Origin of the sequence: Streptomyces flaveolus, assembly GCF_000716535.1 — a bacterium.
Classification (GTDB): domain Bacteria; phylum Actinomycetota; class Actinomycetes; order Streptomycetales; family Streptomycetaceae; genus Streptomyces; species Streptomyces flaveolus_A.
The window spans coordinates 114448-137551 of record NZ_JNWV01000019.1 but is presented as its reverse complement, the minus strand read 5'-3'; the positions used below and the strand labels follow the sequence as shown (position 1 = coordinate 137551).

15 protein-coding genes are annotated in these 23104 nt (G+C 70.9%); 9 read left to right on the top strand and 6 right to left on the bottom strand.

Translation table 11 applies throughout. The features are described 5' to 3' along the window. Positions 1-13 precede the first annotated feature (13 nt). The 8 genes from OO52_RS21325 to OO52_RS21290 all read left to right on the top strand — a co-directional run bounded on the left by OO52_RS21325 (position 14) and on the right by OO52_RS21290 (position 8665). Positions 14-1012, top strand: a complete 999-nt coding sequence (locus OO52_RS21325; RefSeq protein ID WP_030645152.1) for a carbohydrate ABC transporter permease — start codon at positions 14-16, stop codon at positions 1010-1012. Continuing rightward, complete coding sequence (locus OO52_RS21320; RefSeq protein ID WP_030645150.1) at positions 1009-1839, top strand: carbohydrate ABC transporter permease; 831 nt, start codon at positions 1009-1011, stop codon at positions 1837-1839. The genes OO52_RS21325 and OO52_RS21320 overlap by 4 nt, the downstream gene beginning before the upstream one ends. An 8-nt stretch (positions 1840-1847) precedes the next feature. Continuing rightward, positions 1848-3359 (top strand): glycoside hydrolase family 3 protein, encoded by a 1512-nt coding sequence (locus OO52_RS21315; RefSeq protein WP_030645148.1) that lies wholly within the window; start codon positions 1848-1850, stop codon positions 3357-3359. A gap of 100 nt (positions 3360-3459) precedes the next feature. Then, on the top strand, positions 3460-4491 hold the full coding sequence (locus OO52_RS21310) for a phytanoyl-CoA dioxygenase family protein (RefSeq protein ID WP_030645146.1): 1032 nt from the start codon (positions 3460-3462) through the stop codon (positions 4489-4491). Beyond that, positions 4488-5777 carry a DUF6271 family protein gene (locus OO52_RS21305; protein ID WP_030645144.1) on the top strand — a complete coding sequence of 430 codons (1290 nt, stop codon included), beginning with the start codon at positions 4488-4490 and terminating at the stop codon, positions 5775-5777. Before OO52_RS21310 ends, OO52_RS21305 begins: the two co-directional genes overlap by 4 nt. Continuing rightward, positions 5774-6991 (top strand): type III PLP-dependent enzyme, encoded by a 1218-nt coding sequence (locus OO52_RS21300; RefSeq protein ID WP_030645142.1) that lies wholly within the window; start codon positions 5774-5776, stop codon positions 6989-6991. Before OO52_RS21305 ends, OO52_RS21300 begins: the two co-directional genes overlap by 4 nt. Position 6992: 1 nt before the next feature. Further along, positions 6993-7496, top strand: coding sequence for a GNAT family N-acetyltransferase (locus OO52_RS21295; protein WP_030645139.1), 504 nt, complete (start codon positions 6993-6995; stop codon positions 7494-7496). Continuing rightward, complete coding sequence (locus OO52_RS21290; protein ID WP_030645136.1) at positions 7496-8665, top strand: MFS transporter; 1170 nt, start codon at positions 7496-7498, stop codon at positions 8663-8665. The genes OO52_RS21295 and OO52_RS21290 overlap by 1 nt, the downstream gene beginning before the upstream one ends. A gap of 114 nt (positions 8666-8779) precedes the next feature. Here OO52_RS21290 and sbnA read toward each other — a convergent pair whose 3' ends face one another. The 6 genes from sbnA to OO52_RS21260 all read right to left on the bottom strand — a co-directional run bounded on the left by sbnA (position 8780) and on the right by OO52_RS21260 (position 19719). Next, on the bottom strand, positions 8780-9802 hold the full coding sequence (gene sbnA, locus OO52_RS21285; protein WP_030645134.1) for a 2,3-diaminopropionate biosynthesis protein SbnA: 1023 nt from the start codon (positions 9800-9802) through the stop codon (positions 8780-8782). A gap of 36 nt (positions 9803-9838) precedes the next feature. After that, positions 9839-10909 (bottom strand): 2,3-diaminopropionate biosynthesis protein SbnB, encoded by a 1071-nt coding sequence (gene sbnB, locus OO52_RS21280; RefSeq protein ID WP_030645132.1) that lies wholly within the window; start codon positions 10907-10909, stop codon positions 9839-9841. Then, a complete protein-coding gene (locus OO52_RS21275) occupies positions 10906-11910 on the bottom strand; it encodes a TauD/TfdA family dioxygenase (protein WP_030645130.1) in 1005 nt (334 codons plus the stop codon). The genes sbnB and OO52_RS21275 overlap by 4 nt, the downstream gene beginning before the upstream one ends. 40 nt (positions 11911-11950) lie before the next feature. After that, positions 11951-15208, bottom strand: coding sequence for a non-ribosomal peptide synthetase (locus tag OO52_RS21270; protein ID WP_030645128.1), 3258 nt, complete (start codon positions 15206-15208; stop codon positions 11951-11953). Positions 15209-15221: 13 nt separating this feature from the next. Continuing rightward, positions 15222-17798, bottom strand: coding sequence for a Pls/PosA family non-ribosomal peptide synthetase (locus tag OO52_RS21265; RefSeq protein WP_051818431.1), 2577 nt, complete (start codon positions 17796-17798; stop codon positions 15222-15224). 391 nt (positions 17799-18189) lie between these two features. Beyond that, on the bottom strand, positions 18190-19719 hold the full coding sequence (locus tag OO52_RS21260; protein WP_030645124.1) for a helix-turn-helix domain-containing protein: 1530 nt from the start codon (positions 19717-19719) through the stop codon (positions 18190-18192). A 623-nt stretch (positions 19720-20342) separates the two neighbouring features. Here OO52_RS21260 and acnA point away from each other — a divergent pair. Beyond that, positions 20343-23060: an aconitate hydratase AcnA gene (acnA, locus tag OO52_RS21255; protein ID WP_030645122.1), complete on the top strand. Its 2718-nt coding sequence runs from the start codon at positions 20343-20345 to the stop codon at positions 23058-23060. The last annotated feature ends 44 nt before the right edge of the window (positions 23061-23104 follow it).

Below are 23104 nucleotides of genomic sequence, written 5' to 3'. Positions count from 1 at the left end.
GAGATGGCAACTCATGTCAGTGCAGACCGAAGGCACGGACACGGCCGGGGAGCCCGCTGTCCGCAAGGCCCGGGTGCCGGCCCCGCCGCGCGGTGACAGCCGCACCGCCGGCGACCCGTCCCGGCGCCGAGCCGCCGCCCCCTACCTGCTCCTGCTGCCCGCGCTGCTGGCCACCGTGGTGCTGCTCGGCTGGCCCCTGGTCAAGAACGGCATGCTGTCGTTCCAGAACCTCAACCCGCGCCAGCTCATCCAGCACCTCACCGAGTGGAACGGCGTCGACAACTACCAGGAGGTGCTGAGCGGCGGGGACTTCTGGCGCGTCGTCGAGCGCTCCGTCTTCTTCACCGCCGTCAACGTCGCACTGATCATGGTGCTCGGTACCCTGGTCGGGCTGCTGCTGGCCCGGCTCGGCGGCAAGATGCGGCTGCTGCTGATGATCGGTCTCGTCCTCGCCTGGGCCATGCCGGTCATCGCGGCCACCACCGTCTACCAGTGGCTGTTCGCACAGCGCTTCGGTGTCGTCAACTGGGTGCTGGACAAGCTCGGCTGGCACTCCATGGCCGATCACAACTGGCTGCAGACCCAGTTCTCCACCTTCGCCGTGATCACCCTGCTCCTCGTCTGGCAGTCCATACCCTTCGTGGCGATCAACCTCTACGCGGCGACCACCACGATCCCCCGGGAGCTGTACGAGGCGGCCTCCCTGGACGGCGCCGGAGCCTGGAAGAGCTTCACCTCGGTGACCCTGCCCTTCCTGCGGCCCTTCCTGTACGCCACGACGTTCCTCGAAGTCATCTGGATCTTCAAGGCGTTCCCGCAGATCTTCGCGATGAACGAGGGCGGCCCCGACCACCTCACGGAGACCCTGCCGATCTACGCCTACGTCGAGGGCGTCGGCAACCAGCACTTCGGAGTCGGCGCCGCCATCTCCTTCCTGACCATCCTGGTCCTGCTCGTCATCACCTCGTACTACCTGCGCATGGTGCTCAAGCAAGAGGAGGACGAGCTGTGAAGCGCTCGCTCTTCGGCCGCTTCTGGCCCAACGCGACCGCCGTCGTCCTCTTCGTCGGCTTCGTGTTCCCCGTGTACTGGATGTTCGCCACGGCCTTCAAACCGACCGGTGACATCATCTCCGAGGACCCGGTGTGGTTCCCGACCGACGCCACCCTCGAACACTTCAAGAAGGCCGTCGACGCCGACCACTTCTGGACACTGGTCGTCAACTCCGTCACCGTCACGGTCCTGTCGGTCGTCTTCTCGCTCGTCATCGCCCTGTTCGCCGCCTTCGCCCTCGCGCGGATGCGGTTCAAGGGCCGGCGCGGCCTCATCGTGACGTTCATGCTGGCGCAGATGGCCCCCTGGGAGGTGATGATCATCGCCATCTACATGATCGTCCGGGACAACGACATGCTCAACAGCCTCGTCCCGCTCACCGTCTTCTACACGGTGATGGTGCTCCCGCTGACCCTCCTCACGCTGCGCGGCTACGTCGCCGCCGTGCCCAAGGAGCTGGAGGAGTCGGCGATGATCGACGGCTGCACCCGCACCCAGGCCTTCGTGAAGGTGATCTTCCCGCTGCTCGCGCCCGGCCTGATGGCGACCTCGCTGTTCGGCTTCGTCACCGCCTGGAACGAGTTCCCGCTCGTCCTGATCCTCAACAAGGACATCGAGAAGCAGACCCTGCCGCTGTGGCTGTCCCAGTTCCAGACCGCCTTCGGTGACGACTGGGGCGCCACCATGGCCGCCTCGTCCCTGTTCGCGCTGCCCATCCTGATCCTCTTCATCTTCCTGCAACGCAAGGCTGTCAGCGGTCTGACCGACGGCGCCGTGAAGGGATGACGCCCCCGATGACCACCATCGCCACCACCGCGTCCGGCAGCGGCTCCGCCGCGGGCGACGCCCTGACCCGGGACGCCCTCGCGGTGCTGCAACCGGGGTTCGACGGCACCACCGCGCCCGACTGGGTGCGCCGCCGCATCGACGAGGGCCTCGCCTCCGTCGCCCTGTTCGGCCGCAACGTCGTCAGCGAGGAGCAGGTCACCGCGCTCACCCGGCAGTTGCGCGCCGGACGCGACGACCTGCTGGTCGCCATCGACGAGGAGAGCGGCGACGTCACCCGCCTCGACGTGCGCACCGGCTCCTCCTTCCCCGGCAACCATGCCCTCGGTGCCGTCGACGACCCCGATCTCACCCGGGCCGTCTCCCGCGAACTGGGCCGGCGCCTGGCCGCCTGCGGCGTCACCTTCGACTGGGCGCCCTCCGCCGACGTCAACGCCAACCCCGACAACCCGGTCATCGGCGTCCGCTCCTTCGGCGCGAGCCCCGACCTGGTGGCCCGGCACACCGCCGCCTGGGTGGAGGGCCTGCAGTCCACCGGCGTCGCCGCCTGCACCAAGCACTTCCCCGGCCACGGCGACACCAACGTCGACTCCCACCACGCCGTACCCCGCATCGACGTCGACGCCGACACCCTGTACGAGCGGGAACTGCCCCCGTTCCGCGCGGCCATCGCCGCCGGCACCCGGGCCGTGATGAGCGCCCACATCCTCGTCCCGGCCCTGGACCCCGACCGCCCCGGCACCCTGTCCCGGCGCGTCCTCACCGACCTGCTGCGCGGCGAACTCGGCTACCAGGGCCTGATCGTCACCGACGGCATGGAGATGCGGGCGATCGCCGGCACCTACGGCCTGGAGCACGGCGTGGTCCTCGCCATCGCGGCCGGCGCCGACGCCATCTGCGTGGGCGGCGGACTGTGCGACGAGGGCACCGTGCTGAAGCTCCGGGACGCGCTCGTGGCCGCCGTACGCTCCGGTGAACTGCCCGAGGAGCGGCTCGCCGACGCGGCGGCCCGGGTCCGTGACCTGGCCGCCTGGACCGTCGCGGCCCGCGGCGACGCGGAGAGGACCCCGGCCGACCCGGAGATCGGCCTGGCCGCGGCCCGCCGCGCACTGAGCGTGACCCGCGCGGGCGCCGCCGCACCGGTCACCGGACCGGTGTACGTCGCCCAGTTCAACCCGGCCCCGAACATCGCCGTCGGCGACCAGACCCCCTGGGGCGTCGCCGCCGAGCTGGAGCGGCGGCTGCCCGGCAGCGCCTCCGGCTCCTTCACCGGCGAGGGCGCCGGTGCCGCCGTCCTCGACGCCTCGGGCGGCCGCCGGATCGTCGCCGTGGTCCGCGACGAGCACCGGCACGACTGGATGCGCTCCGCGCTCGACACCCTGCTCGCCGCCCGGCCCGACACCGTCGTGGTCGAGATGGGCCTGCCCCAGGCCCCGCCGCGCGGCGCCCTGCACATCGCCACCTACGGCGCCGCCCGGGTCTGCGGCGTCGCGGCGGCCGAAGCCGTCGTCGCCGGCTGACCCACGGGCTCACCGGCCGCCCGCGGCAGCGGGCGGCCACTCGATCGTGCTCTTTTCCCGGATCTCTACCGCACTTGTGCTCCAGTTCCAGAGGAATCGTATGCAGACGCCCCACCCCTTCCTCCATCGCGCGGCGACCGGCCGCCCCTACTTCAGCGCCGACGGCGAGACCTACCTCGCCCCGACCCCCCTGCGCGACCTCCAGAAGACCCAGCCGCTGCGCGTGCTGTCCGAGGAGGACTTCGCCTTCTGGCAGACGTACGGCTACGTCGTCGTACGCGAGGCCATCACGCCCGGCGAGGCCAAGGGACTCCTGGACTTCGCCTGGGAGTTCCAGGGGCTCGACCCCGACCGCCCCGACACCTGGTATGAGGAGCCGGAGTTCCGCTCCGAACTCGACCGGCACCTCTACATCTACGGCTTCGTCGAGGCCTACCACCACCAGCTCATCTGGGACAGCCGGCAGAACCAGCGCGTCTACGACGCCTTCGTGGACGTCTGGGACAGCCCGGAACTGTGGGTCACCCTGGACCGCCTCAACCTCAACCCGCCGAACAGACTCACCCGTTCGCGCTCCCACATCGAACCCACCGACGAGGGCTTCGACATCGAGCTGCACTGGGACGTCGACACCACCCTCGCCGTCCTGCCGCAGCGTGTGCAGGGCATCATCGCGCTCACCGACACCCGCCCCGAACTCGGCGGCTTCCAGTGCGCGCCCGAACTCTTCCGCCGCTTCGAGGAGTGGCGTCTCGCCCAGCCGTCCGGCCGCGACCCGATCCGCCCGAACACCGACCGCGCCGACTTCCCGGTGGTCCGCCCCGACCTCCAGGCCGGCGACCTGCTGATCTTCAACGGGCTGCTCGCCCACGGCGTCGCGCCCAACGTCTCCGACAACGCTGTCAGAGCCGTCCAGTACCTGTCGATGATGCCCGCGCTGGAGGAGCACACGGCCCTGCGCGACTCCCGCGTGGAGTCCTGGCGCACCCTCGCCACCCCCGACTGGAACGCCACCCTGCTCGGCGACGCCCGCAAGCCCGAAGCCCTCCGCTACGGCCCCGCCGAACTGGACGACCTGGGACGCAGGCTGCTCGGCCTCGACTCCTGGGCCGCCGCGGAAGGTGCCCGGTGAACCGCGTCTGCCTCACCCTGCCCACCAACCGGGCCTGCTCCGCCACCATCACCGCGCTGCACGCCGAAGCCACGTACGCCGCCCAACAGTTCGGGGCCGACGTCCAGCTGCTGATCCTGGACTCCGCCGACGAGCGCACCAGGACCGAGCACACCCGCACGGTCGCCGCCCTGCCCGCACACCAGGGCGTGACCGTCCACCACTACGACGAGGAGGCCCAGCGGGACTTCCTGCGCCGGGTCATCCGGAAGGCGGGCCTGCCCGAGCCGGACCGGCTGCTTGGCCTCATGCTCCCGCCCGCCGTCTCCTACGGCGCCTGCACCAACCGGGCCTTCCTGCTGGCCGCCGCCCTCGGCTGCGACTCGGTGCACCGCCGGGACTCCGACAGCACCTACCAGCTCCACGCCGGGCAACCGGTGTTCCCCGTCCACCACGAGCTTCCCTGGCTCGGCCGCCCCGCCGCCGAGGCCTCGGCCGCCGTCACCCACACCGACCTCGACCCGGTGCTGGCTGACCGTCCGTTGTCCCTGGCCGGAGCCTCCTTCATCGGCGAACTCTCCGTGGACCTCGGGGAGATACGCCGCCTGGACGAGGCCCTCTACCGCGACGTGGTCAGCCTCTGGTTGCCCGGCGACTGGCCGGAGGACCGCACACGCGCGGTGGTGGAGGAGTCCTTCACCGGCGCGGGCACCGCTCCCTTCACCGGGGACCACTCCATCCTCACCCTGGTCGACCCCATGCGCGTCGACATGTGCAACGTCGCCTTCGACCGCGCGGTGTACGAGCGCGTCCCCCTCCCGCCCGCCACCGACACCATCGGCAGCGACTACTTCCTCCTCCACCTCGTCCACGACGCGGGCCTGCCCGGCATCCTCCACAACCGCCACATCGAGAACTTCCACACCCCCGAACGCCGCACCGACACCGGCTTCCTCGCCTACCAGCGCCGGTTCGTGAAGTTCCTGCTCTCGATGCTCTACTTCCACGACGTCTACGACCGGATGGCGGCCGAGGGCGCGGATCTGCTGGACGCCCGTCATCACGTACGGCCCGAGGCGGTCACCGGTTTCCTGCGTGAGAGCACCGGCCTGGACCGCACGGAGAACATCTGGCGCCTGGACCGGATCGACACCGCGTACCGCAAACTGGGCGGCAGGTACGCGACGTTCGCGGAGCGGCTCGCTCAGGAGCGAACCGAGTTGCTGGACCAGGCCGAGCAGGACATCGAAGCGTTCGCAGACCTGACCGAGGCCTGGCCCGCACTGATAGAGGCGGCCCAGCCGTGAGCGCCCCACAGGGGCGCGAGGAACCGCGCGACCGGCCACAACCGGCCCGCACCCGGCCGACGACGCCCCCCGGCACGACGGACCGCCTCCTCTACGACCTCACCGGCATAGAGCACCAATACGACACCCTGCTGAGCGAGCTGCCCGGAACCCACATCCGCTTCGCACTCAAGGCCTGCCCGGTGGACGAGGTCCTGCACTGCCTGGCTGCCAGAGGCGCAGGCTTCGACGCGGCGAGCCCCGCCGAGATCGAGCAGGCCCTGCGCGCCGGCGCCCACCCCGACCACATCCACTACGGCAACACCATCAAGTCCGACCACGACATCGCCGAGGCCCACCGCCTGGGTGTGCGCACGTTCGCCACCGACAGCGTCGAGGACGTCACCGCCATCGCCGGACAGGCCCCCGGCGCCCGCGTGTTCTGCCGCCTCGCCACCAGCGGGGACGGCGCCCTGTGGGGCCTGAACCGCAAGTTCGGGTGCGCACCGGACGACGCGGTCCGCATCCTGAGCACGGCCCGCGCCGCCGGTCTCGTCCCGGCGGGCCTGTCCGTGCACGTCGGATCCCAGCAGATGACCGGCGAGGCCTGGCAGCAGGCCCTGGACACCCTCGCCGGGACCCTGACGGCGCTGGCCGGGCAGGGGATCGCACCGGACCATGTGAACCTCGGCGGCGGGCTGCCCGCGCTCGGTTATCTCGACCGGCGCGGCAACCCCCTCGACCCACCGCTGGACAAGATCTTCGCCGTGCTCCGCGAGGGCATGGAACGCCTGAACGCGCTGGCCGCCGCCCCGCTCGACTTCGTGCTGGAGCCGGGGCGTCACCTGGTCGCCGACCACGGTGTGATCCGCGCCCACGTGGTCCGGCTGACCGAGCGGACGCAGCCGGACGGCGGGCGTGCCCGCTGGCTGTACCTGAGCGCGGGCAAGTTCAACGGCCTGTACGAGATGGACCAGGTCACCCACCCGCTGGTCTTCCCGGGGCGGGAGACGGAGGAGCACGTCCCCGCGATCGTCGCCGGGCCCACCTGTGACAGCGACGACGCCTACGGCGACGGCCGGTACCCGGTGCGTGTGCCCCGGTCCGTCGGCTCCGGCGACCCGGTGTGGATCCTCTCCGCAGGCGCCTACGCCGGCAGTTACATGACCCAGGGGTTCAACGGCATCCGCCCGCTGCCGACCGTGTGCACCCGTGGCCAGGAAGGACACCACTGACATGACAGGCCTCATACGAGGCATCACCGAGGCCGACTGGCCCCAGGTCGCCGCCCTGGAGGCCGGGGCGTACGCGGACACCTCGCTCACGGAGGGCGAGACCGGCCTGCGGTCCCGGGCCTCGGCGGGCACCAGCTTCGTCCTGGACCTCGACGGCCGGATCGCGGGCTACGTCCTCGCCCTGCCGTACCGGCTGTTCCACTGCCCCGACCTGGCCCGCCCGGAGCGGACCGCCCACCACGCCACCAACCTCCACCTGCACGACCTGGTCGTCAGCGCACCGCTGCGACGCCGGGGCCTGGGCACCCGTCTGGTACGGCACCTCACGGAGGCGGCCCGCGCACGGGGCTTCGCCACCATGTCGCTGGTCGCCGTCGCCGGCAAGGAACCCTTCTGGCGGTCCAACGGCTACCGCCCCCACCACGAGGCGCGCGTGCCGGCCGGCTACGGCAGCGGCGCGGTGTACATGTCGGCACAGCTCGCCGCGCTGCGGAAGGCGGGCTGATGACCGCACCCTCCTTCCAGCGGGCCAAGTGGTCGATCGCGGCCCTGTTCTGCTTCCTCGGCTTCCAGTACGGCACCTGGGTCTCCCGGCTGCCCGCGCTGAAGTCCCGGCTGGATTTGGGCGCCGGCGAAGTGGGACTGCTGCTGATGGCCTGCGGGGCCGGCGCGGCGGCCTCCTTCCCGCTGGTGGCCGTCCTGATGCGGCGGTTCGGCTCCCGCCTGCTGTCCCTCGCCTCCGCCGCGGCCCTGATCGCCGTCCTGGCCGCCCTGTCCGCCGTACCGGACTACCCGCTCGCCCTGCTCGCCGTGTGCGCCGACGGCGTCGCGGTCGGCTGCCTCAACGTGGCCATGAACGCGCAGGGCGCCGCGCTGGAGAGCGCCCACGGGCGTACGGCCATGTCCCAGCTGCACGCCACCTTCAGCGGCGGGCTGCTCGCCGCCGCCCTGCTGGCCTCCGGCGTGACCACCCTGACCGCGTCCGTCCCGGCCCACTTCGCCGTGGCCGGGGCCCTGCTGCTGCTCCTGCTCGCCGGCGCGCCGCCCGGCCTGCTGACCCACCGGGAACCGGACGCCGCGACCCCCGACGGGCCGAAGCGCCGTACCCGCCGCGGCCTGCCCTCCGGCACGACCCTCCTCATGGGCTGCGCCATGGCCTTCGGCACGATCACCGAGGGCGCGATGAACGACTGGTCGACGCTCTACATGAAGGACGTCGTCAAGGCGTCGGCGACCGTCGCCCCGCTCGGCATCGCGGTCGTCTCCGTGATGATGCTGCTGGCCCGTGTGTGCGCGGACCGCTGGCGCACCCGCTGGGGCGACGCACGCGTGGTGCGGGCCGGCAGCGCGGTGGCCGCCGTGGGCCTCGCCCTGGCACTGCTCGCCGGGGGAGTGGTGCCCACGCTGCTCGGCTTCGCCTGCGTCGGCCTCGGCGCGGCGGCCGTCACCCCGTGCGTGTACGTGGCGGCGGCCGGCCGCGGCGCGGACGCGCTGGCGCTGGTCGCCGCGATGGGCACCACGGGTCTGCTGGCCGGTCCCGCCCTGATCGGCTTCGTCGCGGGCGCGGCGAACCTGACCGTGGGCATGGCCACGGTGGCGGTCTCCGCCCTGATCGTCACGGCGACCACCTTCCGGATCCCGTGGCGGGCCGGTACGCCGGAACCGGTCGTCTGACGCCGGTCAGGCGTGCGCGAGCACCGGTCCCCGGGACCGCCCGGGGCCGGCCTCTCACGGTGGAGACGCCGGCCCGGGGTGCGACGGCCGTACTCGCCCTGAACCGTCCCTTCTCTACGCTCTTCGGCGGCGGCCCGGCGCCGGCGACGCGGAGTTCTCCTCCCAGGCGCTGTGCATCTGGGCGGAGTCCAGCAGGTGTTCGCCGTAGAGATCCTGCAGCCAGTTGCTCTGGTAGATGGTGTCGAGGTAGCGCTCGCCGAGGTCGGGGGCTATCGCCACCGCCGTGAGGTCACGGGTGCCGTGCCGGGCCAGCCAGTCCGTCGCGGCGCTCACCACGGTGCCCGTGGAGCCGCCGAACAGGAAGCCCCGTCGGGCCAGGCGGTGACAGGTGCGGATGGTGTCCGCCTCCTCCACCCGGATCACCTCGTCCACGTACTGCTCGTCGAGCAGCGGGGGACGCATGCTCATCCCCAGACCGGGGATCATCCGGCGGCCGGGCGTGCCGCCGAAGGCCACCGAGCCCACGCTGTCCACGGCGACGATCCGCACCGGCCGGTGCCACTTGCGGAAGTAGCGGGCGCAGCCCATCAGCGTCCCGGCGGTGCCCGTCCCGACGAACAGCACGTCCAGGCGGGGGAAGTGGACGGCGATCTCCGGTGCCGTCGTGCGGAAGTGCGCCCGCCAGTTGCCCGAGTTGGTGTACTGGCTGAGCCACACGTAGCGGTCGTCGGACGCGCACAGCGAGCGGACGTACTCGAGCCGCGTGCCCAGGAAGCCGCCGCCCGCGTCCAGGTCGGTGACGACGTGCACGTGGCTGCCCAGGGCTTCCATCAGCAGTTTCGTCGACAGGTTGCACCGGGAGTCCGTCACGCACAGGAACCGGTAGCCCTTGCTGGCGGCGATCATGCTGAGCGCGACGCCCAGGTTTCCGGACGAGGACTCCACGAGGATGGAATCCGGCGTCAGGGCTCCTTCCCGCTCGGCGCTCTCCACCATCTCCTTCGCGGCCTTCAACTTGATGGAGCCGGCGAAGTTGAAACCCTCGCACTTGAGGTAGAGGCGGTGTCCGAAAATCGACTCTAGATCGACGAAGAGACTTCCTTCGTTGAAGGCGTGGGGAGCGGAGATGACGGGCACGGCAGGCCTCCTGGTCCCAGGGCTGAGGGCAAGGCCTCAGCCGTACCGGCGCAGATCGTGGAAGAAGTCGTCGACGAGGCGGAGTTCTCCCGCCCTGGCCACTTGGTCGTAGACGTACTTGCCGACGGCCAGGTCGAGAACGCCGAGGCCGAAGGGTGAGAAGATCACCGGCTGGTCGTCGGGCGGGGCGGCCCGTCCCTGCAGCACGTCGTAGAGGGTCCCGTTGAGGAAGTCGCGGTTCCCGGTGCGCTGCTCGACCAGGTGCGGGGAGGTGTCCGCCTTGAGGCAGTGCTCCACGTCGTCCACGAAGTTCGCCGAGGCCAGCAGGACCTCGGGCGCGAGGTCGCGCAGCGACACGTGCAGCACCAGGGGGTTGTGGGCGAACCAGCCCGGGGCCGTGACATGGGGCCGGCCGGCGACGGTGGCGAAGACCACGAGGTCGCTGGAGCGGACGAGGTCCTCGGCGCTGTCGTGCACGGTGACCTGACCGGAGACGCCGGCCTGGCGCAGGTAGCCGCAGAAGCCGGCGGTGCTGTCGGGGGACACGTCGTGCACGCCGACGGCGTCGAAGGTCCAGCCGCTGCCGGCCAGGAACGTGTGGATGTACCGGGCGATCAGGCCGGTGCCGAAGAACCCGACGCGGCGGGGGCGGCTCCGGGTGCGGCTGAGCCAGTCGGCCGCCAGCGCGGCGGAGGCCGCGGTCCGGGTGGCGCTGATGACGGAACTCTCCAGGCACGCGAACGGGTAGCCGGTGTCGTGGTCGTTGAGGATCAGCACCGCGGAGGCCCGGGGCAGCCCGGTGCGGACGTTGTCGGGGAAGCTGGAGATCCACTTCAGGCCGTCCACCCGCGTAGGGCCGCCGATGGAGGCGGGCAGCGCGATGATCCGGGCGGTCGGACGGTCGGGGAAGCGCAGGAAGTACGAGGGCGGGTTGACCGAGTCCCCGGCGCCGTGCAGCCGGTAGGTGGCCTCCACCAGGTCCACCAGCTCCTGCTCGCGCCCGCCGAGGGCCTGCTCCACCTGCTTGCCGGAGATCACCGCGAAGGAGGGCACCTGCCCCCCGTGGGGCGCGTCCGGTTCGGTGGCGGTCGACAGCATGTCGGTCATCGACGGCTCGCCTCCCCCGCCGGGCAGGAATCGGCCAGGCGTCGCGGCTCGGCCATGCCGACCAGCACCTGCCGCTCGCCGGTGTACGCCTCCCGGCTGTGCGCGGTGCCGATGTTGTCCACGAGCATCAGGTCACCGGCCTGCCAGGGCTCGCGCCGGGTGTGCTCCTCGTAGGTGGCGTTCAGGAGCTGGACGACGTCCTCGCCGATCGGGCTGCCGTCGCCGTACCGGGTGTTGAACGGCAGGCTGTCGGCCCCGTACTCGTCCACCAGGTACTCGCGCACCTCCGGGGCCAGCGTCCACTCGTTGAGGAAGGCGATCTGGTTGAACCAGCACCGCCTGCCCGTGACCGGGTGCCGTACGACGGCGCAGCGGCGCTGCTCGGTGCGCAGCGACCCGTCGTCCTGCCAGTGGAAGTCGATGGCGTTGGCCCGGCAGTAGCGCTCGATCTCGGCACGGTCCTCGGTGCCGAACGACTCCGCCAGGGACGCCCCGATCTCCTCGTTGTAGCTGCGGGTCAGCAGCCAGCCCTCCTGCTCGAACCGCTCGGTCAGCTCGGCGGGCAGGGCGTCGAGGACCTGCCAGGCGTCGGCCACCGCGGTGGCCCCGCCCTGCTCGGGCGCGGTCACGCAGGCGAACAACAGCAGGCCGGGCACCTCCAACGGGTAGCTCAGCTCGTGGTGCATGCACATCGGCTGGTTGGCCGGCCAGGGCGTGGAGGAGTACAGGCCCCGCCCGTGGTCCTGCCGGGGGGCGAAGGCCTCCCGCTCCGGCATGAGCGTCCCGGCCAGCCGTGCGAAGACGGCACCGACCTGGTCCGCGTCCTTCAGGCCGAGCCCGCGCACGAGCAGCGCCCCGTGCTCGGTGACCTGGGCCCGCAACGCCTCGCGGTGTTCGGCCGCCCAGCTCGCGACGTCGGCGGGCCGGTCCACGCGCAGCAGCGCGGGTTTGTCCGGCCGCAGCTCCACGTCGAGCGGCGCTGCCAGGGATGAGGACGGCATCTCGGTTTCCTTTCGGTCGCCCGTCGCGTGGGCGTACGGGTCAGGTGGACGCCAGGGGGACGGCCGCGCTCAGGACGGCGTGCGCGGCCTCGGCCGGGCGGGTGCGGAGGAAGTAGTGGCCCCCGTCGGCCAGCTCGTGCAGATCGACGTGCTCGGCCAGGAGCAGCCAGTCGCGGTGGTGGTCGGCGTGACCGGCGGTGTGCGGGTCGTCGGCGGCGACCACGACCGAGACCGGCGCGGCCAGCCTCACCGGCGGCGGGGCTTGAAGGACCGCCTGGAAGTAGCGGTGGGCGGACACGCAGTCGTGCCGGTAGGCGGCACCGATGTGCTCGGCGTGCCGCGCGTTCAGCTCGGCGAGTTCGGTGTAGCCGCTGTCCGCGGTGAGCCGCGCCGCGATCTCCGCGTCGCTCAGGCTCGTCAGCTCGGCGACCGCGGCGGCGCGGTCCTCGGCGGTGCCGAGCAGCTGCGCCCCGAGGAACACCCGTGTGACCCGCACACCGCGCTCCTGGAGCGTCCTGGCCGTCTCCAGGGCCGGTGCGGCGCCCGACGAGTGGCCCCACAGCATGACCCTGGTCAGGCCGCGCGCCGTGATCTCGTCGGCGACCTGGGCCGCGACGTCCGCGATCGACGCGAACGGCTCCCGGTGCGCCGCCAGGTCGTGACCGGGCAGGTCCACCGCGAGGACCGCCGGACCGCGGCCCGCCAGCGCCGCCGCCATCGGCCGGTAGTTCACCGCGTTGCCGCCCGCGTACGGGAAGCAGACCAGCGCGCACTCCGGGGCGCCGTCCGCTTCCGACAGGGGCTGGAGCAGTTCCGTGCGCTGCCGGGCGGCGCCGTCGAGGAGGGCGGCCAGATCGGCGAGCACGGGGTGCCGGGTGATGTCCCGCAGGGAGACCGCGCGGTCGAGCGCGATGCTGAGCTTGACGGCCGACAGGGAGGTGCCGCCCGAGTCGAAGAAGTTGTCCGTCCGGCCGATCCGGTGCTCGGGCACGCCCAGCAGTTCGGCCCAGGCCGCCGCCAGCCGCCGCTCGCTCGGGCTGAGCGCCTCCCGGTCCGCGCCGGCCGCCGCGCCGGGTTCGGGGCCGGTCCGCGCGGCCTCGGCGGTCAGGGCCTTGCGGTCGATCTTGCCGTTGGCGGTCAGCGGCAGGCTCTCCCGCCAGTGGAAGGCCGCCGGGACCATGTAGGCGGGCAGCGCCGCCGCGAGCGCCTCGCGCAGCACGTCCGGCTCGTGGCGCCGGCCGGAGTGGAACGCGATCAGCTGGGTGTTCCCGCCGCCCCGCTCGACCACGACCACCGCACCGTCGCGCACCCCGTCCACCCGCAGCAGGGTGTTCTCGATCTCGCCGATCTCGATCCGGAAGCCGCGGATCTTGACCTGGCTGTCCCGGCGGCCGAGGAACTCCAGCTTGCCGCCGGGGTGCCAGCGCCCCCAGTCACCGCCCAGGTACAGCCGCTCCCCGGGCCGGTACGGGTCCGTCCGGTAGGCTTCCCGGGTCCGCTCGGGGTCGTTGACGTACCCGCGGCCCACACAGACCCCGGAGAACGCGATGAGCCCGGGAGCGCCCAGGGGCACCAGTGCGAGCTGCTCGTCCACGACGTACACGCGCACGTTGTTGACCGCGCGCCCCAGCAGTACGCGGTCGGGTACGCCGTCCAGGACCTCGTGGTTGGTGTCGTCCGAGGTCTCCGTCAGCCCGTAGGCGTTGAGCAGCCTGATGTCCGGCTGGAGCGCGAACCAGCGCTGCGTCAGCTCCCGTTTCAGCGCCTCACCGGTCACCGACACCCACCGCAGGTCCGGCAACCGTCGCGGGTGCTGTTCCAGGTACGAGACCACGACCTCCAGGTAGGAGGGCACGAGCTGGGTCACGGCGACCTGGCCCCGCACCAGCGTGTCGACGAACCGCTCCACGTCCACGACGACGTCCTGGCCGATCAGCAGGGTCCGCCCGCCGACCAGCAGCGCGGACACGAGCTGCCACAGGGAGATGTCGAAGCACTGCGGGGCGGTCTGCGCCACCACGGACCCCTCGCCGATCCCCAGGTCGTCGATCTTCGCGAACAGGTGGTTGAGCATTCCCGCGTGCTCGCACATCGCGCCCTTCGGCTCACCGGTGGAGCCGGAGGTGAAGAAGATGTAGGCCAGCTGACCGGGGTCGACCCGCACCCCGAGGTCGTCGTCGGCGTGCGGTTCCGCGTACGCCCTCTCGACCAGCAGCTTCTCGGCGCCGGGTACGGTGGCCAGCGCCTGGTCGAGGGTCTCGGTGCTGCCGGACTCGGTGAGCACCAGCCGGCACCCCGCCCGCGACAGCGTCGCCGCGATCCGGCCGGCCGGGAAGTGCGGCTCGATCGGCAGATAGGCCCCGCCCGCCTTGAACACCGCCAGCGTCGCCGCCAGCCAGTCGAGGTTCCGTTCGGTGACGACGGCGACCACGTCCTCCCGGCCCAGCCCGCGGACCAGCAGCGCCCGGGCCAGCCGGTTGGCGCGCGCGTTCAGTTCCCCGTACGTCCACTCCCGCCCGTCGTGCACCGCGGCGACCGCCTCCGGATGCGCCCGCACCCGCCGCTCGAACAGTTCGTGCGCGCGTGCGTCCGGCAGCGCCCGGGGCGGCCCCGCCAGCCCTTCCAGCTGCTCCCGGACCTCCTCGGCCGACAGCAGGCTCTGCTGGGCGTGCTCGGCGTCCGGATCGGCCGCCAGCAGCCGCAGCGCCTTCAGGTGGTAGCCGCCGATCCGCTCCGCGCTCCCGGCGTCGAGCACATCGGTGCGGTGCCGCAGGCGCAGCGTCAGCCGGCCGCCCCGGTCGCACCAGCGCACGTGCAGCACACCGTCGTCGGCGTGGTCCTCCTCGGCACCCATGGCGCCGAACACCACCTCGTACGACGGCTCGGTCAGCCCCAGCTCCCGCCGCAGCTTGGCCACCGGGAACTCCCGGTGTTCCAGGACCTCCGCCTCGGCGCGCTCGGCGGCCGACACCAGCGCCCGCCAGGACCCCGGGGGCACGGTCAGCCGGCACGGCAGCGGCTCGCCCCGCACTCCGGCGGCGTAGCCCGTCACGATCTCCCGCTCGCCGGACAGCGCGGCCAGCACCTTGGCGTGCGCCGCCAGCAGCAGCGCGCTCAGGGGCAGCCCCGACCGCCGCACCAGTGCGCGTACCGAGGTCACCACGTCGTCCGGGACCGGTGTCTCCTGCTCCGACACTCCCGGAACCGGCTCCTGGACCCACCGCGGTACCGCGGTGCTGCCGCCTGCGGTCAGCACACGGCTCCAGAACTCCCGGTCCGCTTCCACGCGCGTTCCCATCGAATGGCCTTCCTCACCTCGTGACGGACTCGGGGGCGTCGGTCGCTTCCAGGGCCCGGTCCGTGCCGCCGGGCCGGTTGCCGGTCCCGGGCATGTCCACGGCCGGGTTGCCGCCCCAGTGCGCGTGCGCGGGGACTTCCTCGCCCTTCATGAGGAAGGAGTCGGGTGCGAGCACCGCGCCGTCGCCCATGGTCACGCCGTAGTGGACATGGGCGCCGACGCCCAGCGTGCAGCCGGCGCCGAGCGTGCTGCCGTCGGACTTGAACGTGCCGTCCTCCTGGGAGTGGCACTGGATCTTGCTCCCGGCGTTGAGGGTGCAGTCGTCGCCGATGGTGGCCAGGGTGCGTTCGGTGATGTAGCAGCCGTCGTCGAACACCTGGCGGCCGATGCGTACTCCCAGCAGTCGCCAGACCAGGGCTTTGAACGGTGTCCCGTTGAAGATGTTGAGATATTGGGACGGCATTTTCCACACGCGCTCGTGCCACCAGAAAATCGGATGGTAGATGGAACACAACTGCGGGGTGAGCGCGCGGAACCTCGTCAGGCAGCGCTCCACGAGGATGTAATAGCCGGTGGAGAACGCGAGCGTCATGGCCAGGTACAGGGCGATCACCACGTGCCCGACCGCGCCGTACAGGTCCACGGAGACGAGTCCGAACAGGGTGAGCGCGAAGACGAGGAACCAGCGCATGCCCAGCATCAGGGCCATGGAGCGCAGGTTGTAGCGGTTCTTCGCGCTGAGGTGGCGGTGCAGTTCCTCGCCTTCCCGGAGATGGTCGAACCGGGCGTCCCGGTCCACCGAGCGGGGAATCTCGAAACACGGCGAACCGAGCAGTCCCACGCCTTCCCGTACCTCGCCGTCGAGGGGAATCATCACCTTGGTGGCGAGAAGGCAGTTCTCGCCCGTCCTGCCGCCCACGGGAAAGGCGATGTTGTTGCCCAGGAAATTGCGCGGACCGATCTCCACCCGGGACACCCGGAAGGACGTGCTGGAATAGTCGGCGTTGATGACGGAGAGGCCGTCGGCGATCATCGTCCCACTGCCGACCGTGACCATGAAAGGCGTCTCGTGCTGCATCTCGGTGCCGAAATTGGAGCCGGTCTGCTCCACCCGTGACAGGTCGTAGCCGAGTCCGCGCAGATAATGCACGATGTACGAACTGTCACCGAAGAGCCACGCGAAGAACTTGATGTTCGTCATGCGTGCCGCCGTCCGGTGCAGGGTGTAGTGGAATCCGTAGAGCGGATACACCCGGTCGGGTTTGACGAACAGACCCATCAGACGGGGAACGGTGTACAGGACCACGAGGCCCACGACGAGGAAGCCGGAGAACAGGGCCAGCGAGACGCCGAGCGCGTCCGGGATCAGTTCCGGCCGGGTCAGCACCGCCGTCTGCGGGTCGAGCCGCTTGCCGATCGCCGGTACCTCGGTGAACAGCATGTACACGCCGCCGAGGGTGAGCGGCAGGTACAGGAAGACCGTCTGCAGCAGCGTGAGAGCACCGAACCAGGCCCTGCGCACGGTGCCGCACCTGACCGGCGGGACCCGCAGGTAGTCGACCTGGGCGGGCTCCGCCGGGGAGCCGTGCCACCGCTCGCCGTCCGGTACCGCCTGGCCGCTGTGCAGCGCGGAGGAGTGGCCCAGTTGTGCGCCGTCGCCCAGTGAGGTGTCGATGTCCAGGACGGTCTTCTCGCCGACGTACGCGTCCCGGCCCAGCGTGACCCGCCCGGTCTGGATGCGGCCGGCGTGGGCGCGGTAGCAGAGGAAGAACGCGTCCTTGCGGATCACCGTCCCGGCGCCGACCGTCAGCAGGTCGGTGCAGACCGGGACGGTGCGGGAGAGGATCGTGACGCCCTTGCCGATCCGCGCGCCCAGGGCCCGCAGGTACAGCACATACAGGGGGGTCCCGACGAAGAACACCATAGGATTCGCGTGCAGCAGCACCTTCACGAACCAGAAGCGCAGATACGCCGCCCCCCAGATGGGGAACTCACCCGGTTTCCAGCGGCCGACGAGCAGCCATTTCGCGATGACCGGAAATATGCACAGGGCGAGGAAACCGATGCCGCCGAACAGCAGCGACCGCACGTAGATGCCGACGAACCCGGAACCGGCCGCTATCCACTCGTACCCCCGGGCGGTGGCGAATCCCCAGACGAGGGAATACACCAGGAAGATCAGTAGCTGGGCCGTCCCGCACAGCAGATGGTGGGCGCGGCTCGCGCGCGCCACCGGAGCGGGGGGCGCCGTGGGTTCCGGCGCGGGCGCGGGCGTATCGGCGGCAGCGGCCTGGACGAGGGCGGCCGTCAGGCTCCGAATCGTGGGATGCCGGTAGATGTCCCGCATGGACGGCGAGGGGAGATCCGGGTTTTTCCTCAGCCGCGCGCAGAACTGGGCCATCACCAGGGAATTCGCGCCGAGGTCGTTGAAGAAGTGACTTTCGGCCGGAACATCGTCGCAGCCGGTGAGCTCGGCCAGTGTTTCCGCGAGTTTCCGCTCGGTCTGCACTCTGCCGGACCCGGAGTCGCTCAGGGTGACGGCAGCTTCGTCGGGCCGGGATATGGGGATCTCGGAGGACTGCTCCACCATTACATCTCCTGAGGACGTATGGATCGCCAATGGCCGGCCGGACGGTTCCTGATCAGGAACCACCGGTTTCAGTCTGGCGAGGCGGACAGCAGGCTGCCACTTCTCATCGGTCCATTCACTCCGCCCGGAAGCGCCGATGGCTCCGTATTCCTTGGTTTCCGCGCGGCGCGACCCCCGCCACGCCTCACCCGAACGGCGGCGACCCGGCCGTCCCAGCCGTCCTGCGGAGCACCGTCGGTCCCCGTCCCCACCGCGCGCCGAACCGAGAAGTGATCTCCTCCCGTCGGCCACGGGACACGCCCTGCTCCCACCAGAGCGCCCCTCCCGCCCCACGTCGCCGTGGGTCAGGAGGGGCGCGGTGGCGCTTGCTCCGAGGGGTTTCAGAGGAGGCTCAGATGTCCCGGAAGATCTCGATCTGTGCCCCGACCGAGTTCAGGCGCTCGGCCAGGTCCTCGTAGCCGCGGTTGATGACGTACACGTTGCGCAGCACCGACGTGCCCTCGGCCGCCATCATCGCCAGCAGCACGACCACCGCGGGACGCAGGGCCGGCGGGCACATCATCTCGGCGGCGCGCCAGCGGGTCGGGCCCTCGACCAGCACCCGGTGCGGGTCCAGCAGCTGGAGCCGTCCGCCGAGGCGGTTGAGGTCGGTCAGGTAGATCGCCCGGTTGTCGTACACCCAGTCGTGGATGAGGGTCTGTCCCTGCGCCGACGCGGCGATGGCCGCGAAGAAGGGGACGTTGTCGATGTTCAGGCCGGGGAACGGCATCGGGTGGATCTTGTCGATCGGCGCCTCCAGCTTGGAGGGGCGGACCGTGAGGTCGACCAGGCGGGTGCGGCCGTTGTCCGCGAAGTACTCCGGCGACCGGTCGTGGTCGAGGCCCATCTCCTCCAGGACCGCCAGCTCGATCTCCAGGAACTCGATGGGCACCCGGCGCACCGTCAGCTCGGACTCGGTGACCACGGCGGCGGCCAGCAGGCTCATCGCCTCGACCGGGTCCTCGGAGGGGGAGTAGTCGACGTCCACGTCGATGTTCGGCACGCCGTGCACGGTGAGCGTGGTGGTGCCGATGCCCTCCACCCTGACGCCCAGCGCCTCCAGGAAGAAACACAGGTCCTGGACCATGTAGTTGGAGGAGGCGTTGCGGATGACCGTGACGCCGTCGTGCCGGGCGGCCGCGAGGAGAGCGTTCTCGGTCACGGTGTCGCCGCGCTCGGTCAGGACGATCGGGCGGCCGGGGCGGAGGGAGCGGTCCACCCGGGCGTGGTACTGACCCTCGGTGGCCGCGACGTCCAGGCCGAACCGGCGCAGCGCGATCATGTGCGGCTCGATGGTCCGCGTGCCCAGGTCGCAGCCGCCGGCGTACGGCAGCTTGAAGGCGTCCATGCGGTGCAACAGCGGGCCCAGGAACATGATGATCGAGCGGGTGCGGACGGCCGCCTCCGCGTCGATCGCGTCCATCTCCAGCTCGGCGGGCGGGACGAGTTCGAGGTCGACGCCGTCGTTGATCCAGCGGGTGCGCACGCCGATGGAGTTGAGCACCTCCAGCAGGCGGTACACCTCCTCGATCCGGGCCACCCGGCGCAGCACCGTGCGCCCCTTGTTCAGCAGCGAGGCGCACAGCAGCGCCACGCACGCGTTCTTGCTCGTCTTGACGTCGATGGCGCCGGACAGACGGCGGCCGCCGACCACGCGCAGATGCATCGGACCCGCGTAGCCCAGCGACACGATCTCGCTGTCCAGGGCTTCACCGATTCGGGCGATCATCTCAAGGCTGATGTTCTGGTTGCCGCGCTCGATGCGGTTGACCGCGCTCTGGCTGGTTCCGAGAGCCTCCGCGAGCTGCGCCTGAGTCCAGCCCCGGTGTTGCCGGGCGTCACGGATGAGCTTGCCGATGCGTACGAGGTAGTCGTCTGACATGAGGCTGAGGCTATCTCAGATATGAGATGGCGCCCGTCAGGGGGTCCATTCGGGCGATGCCGGTGACGGGCCGTCAGGATCGGTTGGCCGCACGCGTGCTGTGCGGTCGGACAAGTATGGACAAATCGGCTGATGCCGTATTAGTTCGGACTGGGTTGGGGGCTCGCGGACTGTGGACCGCCGGGTGCGGTTGCGCACAGGGGTGGCGGCCGGGCGGCGCCGCATCGGGGTCGCCGGGCTGAGTGCTTACGGGTGCGGTGCCGAGCGGCACGCCTCCGGGCCGGGGTCATTCCGGCGCGCGCCTCCGGATCGGGGGTGCCGGGCGGTGACCTGCGGGCGGCGGCGCCGAGGTGGCGCGTCTCCGTCGGCAGGGGCCTCGCTCGCCGGGAGGGTCTGCGGCTGCGGCGCGGCGCGTGACGTCCGGGCATCCCAGGGCCGGGTCGGGCATGACCGAGCCGCGCCCATGTACTAGAGTTATCTCGACATCGAGATATCTGCCGAGGCGCACCGTAGCCGCCACTCCAGTAAGGCATGCCTAACTTAGCCTGACCTTACTGGTTCGGCCAAGCCGGCGTGGCGGCACGATTGACGGTGGTACGCGCACATCAATGAAGGAGACTGTCGTGTCGGCGAACAGCTTCGACGCCCGCAGCACGCTGCAGGTGGGCGACGAGTCGTACGAGATCTTCCGGCTGGACAAGGTGGAGGGCTCGGCCCGCCTGCCGTACAGCCTCAAGGTCCTGCTGGAGAACCTGCTCCGCACGGAGGACGGCGCGAACATCACCGCCGACCACATCCGCGCCCTCGGCACCTGGGACTCCCAGGCCCAGCCCTCCCAGGAGATCCAGTTCACGCCGGCCCGCGTGATCATGCAGGACTTCACCGGCGTGCCCTGTGTCGTGGACCTCGCCACGATGCGTGAGGCCGTGAAGGAGCTGGGCGGCGACCCGGCCAAGATCAACCCGCTGGCGCCGGCCGAGCTGGTCATCGACCACTCCGTCATCGCGGACAAGTTCGGCACGAACGACGCCTTCAAGCAGAACGTCGAGCTGGAGTACGGCCGCAACAAGGAGCGCTACCAGTTCCTGCGCTGGGGCCAGACCGCCTTCGACGAGTTCAAGGTCGTCCCGCCGGGCACCGGCATCGTCCACCAGGTGAACATCGAGCACCTGGCCCGTGTCGTGATGGTCCGCGACGGCAAGGCCTACCCGGACACCCTGGTCGGCACCGACTCGCACACCACCATGGTCAACGGCCTCGGCGTCCTCGGCTGGGGCGTCGGCGGCATCGAGGCCGAGGCCGCCATGCTCGGCCAGCCGGTCTCCATGCTGATCCCGCGCGTCGTCGGCTTCAAGCTCACCGGTGAGCTCCAGCCCGGCACCACCGCCACCGACCTCGTGCTCACCATCACCGAGATGCTGCGCAAGCACGGCGTCGTCGGCAAGTTCGTCGAGTTCTACGGCGAGGGCGTGGCCGCCACCTCGCTCGCGAACCGCGCCACCATCGGCAACATGTCGCCGGAGTTCGGCTCCACCGCCGCGATCTTCCCGATCGACGACGAGACCCTGAACTACCTGCGCCTGACCGGCCGTTCCGCCCAGCAGGTCGCCCTGGTGGAGGCCTACGCCAAGGAGCAGGGCCTCTGGCTGGACCCGGCCGCCGAGCCCGACTTCTCCGAGAAGCTGGAGCTGGACCTCTCCACCGTCGTCCCGTCCATCGCCGGCCCGAAGCGCCCGCAGGACCGCATCGTCCTCGCGAACGCCGCCGAGCAGTTCAAGCAGGACGTCCGCAACTACGTGGACAGCGTGGACGAGGCGGGCCAGGAGTCCTTCCCGGCCTCCGACGCCCCGGCCGTCGCCCCGAACGGCGCGCCGAGCAACCCGGTCCCGGTGACCGCCCCCGACGGCACCACCTACGAGCTGGACCACGGTGCGGTGACGGTCGCGGCCATCACCTCCTGCACCAACACCTCCAACCCGTACGTCATGATCGGCGCCGCCCTCGTCGCCAAGAAGGCCGTCGAGAAGGGCCTCACCCGCAAGCCGTGGGTCAAGTCCACCCTCGCCCCGGGTTCGAAGGTCGTCACCGACTACTTCGAGAAGGCCGGCCTCACCCCGTACCTGGACAAGCTGGGCTTCAACCTCGTCGGCTACGGCTGCACCACCTGCATCGGCAACTCCGGCCCGCTGCCGGAGGAGGTCTCCAAGGCCGTCAACGACCACGACCTCGCCGTCACCTCGGTCCTCTCCGGCAACCGGAACTTCGAGGGCCGGATCAACCCCGACGTCAAGATGAACTACCTGGCGTCCCCGCCGCTGGTCGTCGCGTACGCCATCGCCGGTTCCATGAAGGTGGACATCACCCGGGACGCCCTCGGCACCGACCAGGACGGCAACCCGGTCTACCTGAAGGACATCTGGCCGACCGAGGCCGAGGTCAACGAGGTCGTGGCCAACGCCATCGGCGAGGACATGTTCGCCAAGTCCTACGAGGACGTCTTCGCCGGCGACGCCCAGTGGCAGTCGCTGCCGGTCCCGACGGGCAACACCTTCGAGTGGGACCCGGAGTCCACCTACGTCCGCAAGCCCCCGTACTTCGAGGGCATGGGCATGGAGCCGGCCCCGGTCGAGGACATCGCCGACGCCCGCGTCCTCGCCAAGCTGGGCGACTCGGTCACCACCGACCACATCTCCCCGGCCGGTGCCATCAAGGCCGACACCCCGGCCGGCAAGTACCTCACGGAGCACGGCGTCGAGCGCCGCGACTTCAACAGCTACGGCTCCCGCCGCGGCAACCACGAGGTCATGATCCGCGGTACGTTCGCCAACATCCGCCTGCGCAACCAGATCGCGCCGGGCACCGAGGGCGGCTACACCCGCGACTTCACGCAGGAGGGCGGCCCGGTCGCCTTCATCTACGACGCCTCCCGCAACTACATCGAGCAGGGCATCCCGCTGGTCGTCCTGGCCGGCAAGGAGTACGGCTCCGGCTCGTCCCGCGACTGGGCGGCCAAGGGCACCGCGCTGCTCGGCGTCAAGGCCGTCATCGCCGAGTCGTACGAGCGCATCCACCGCTCGAACCTCATCGGCATGGGCGTGCTCCCGCTCCAGTTCCCGGAGGGCGCGTCGGCCCAGTCCCTGGGTCTGACCGGTGAGGAGACCTTCTCCATCTCCGGCGTCACCGAGCTGAACGAGGGCCGCACGCCGCGCACGGTCAAGGTCACCACCGACACCGGTGTCGAGTTCGACGCGGTCGTCCGCATCGACACCCCCGGTGAGGCCGACTACTACCGCAACGGCGGCATCATGCAGTACGTGCTGCGCAGCCTGATCCGCAAGTAAGCGGTACGGCACAGCCGTCAGGGCCGTACCCCCGGTGCCGGGGG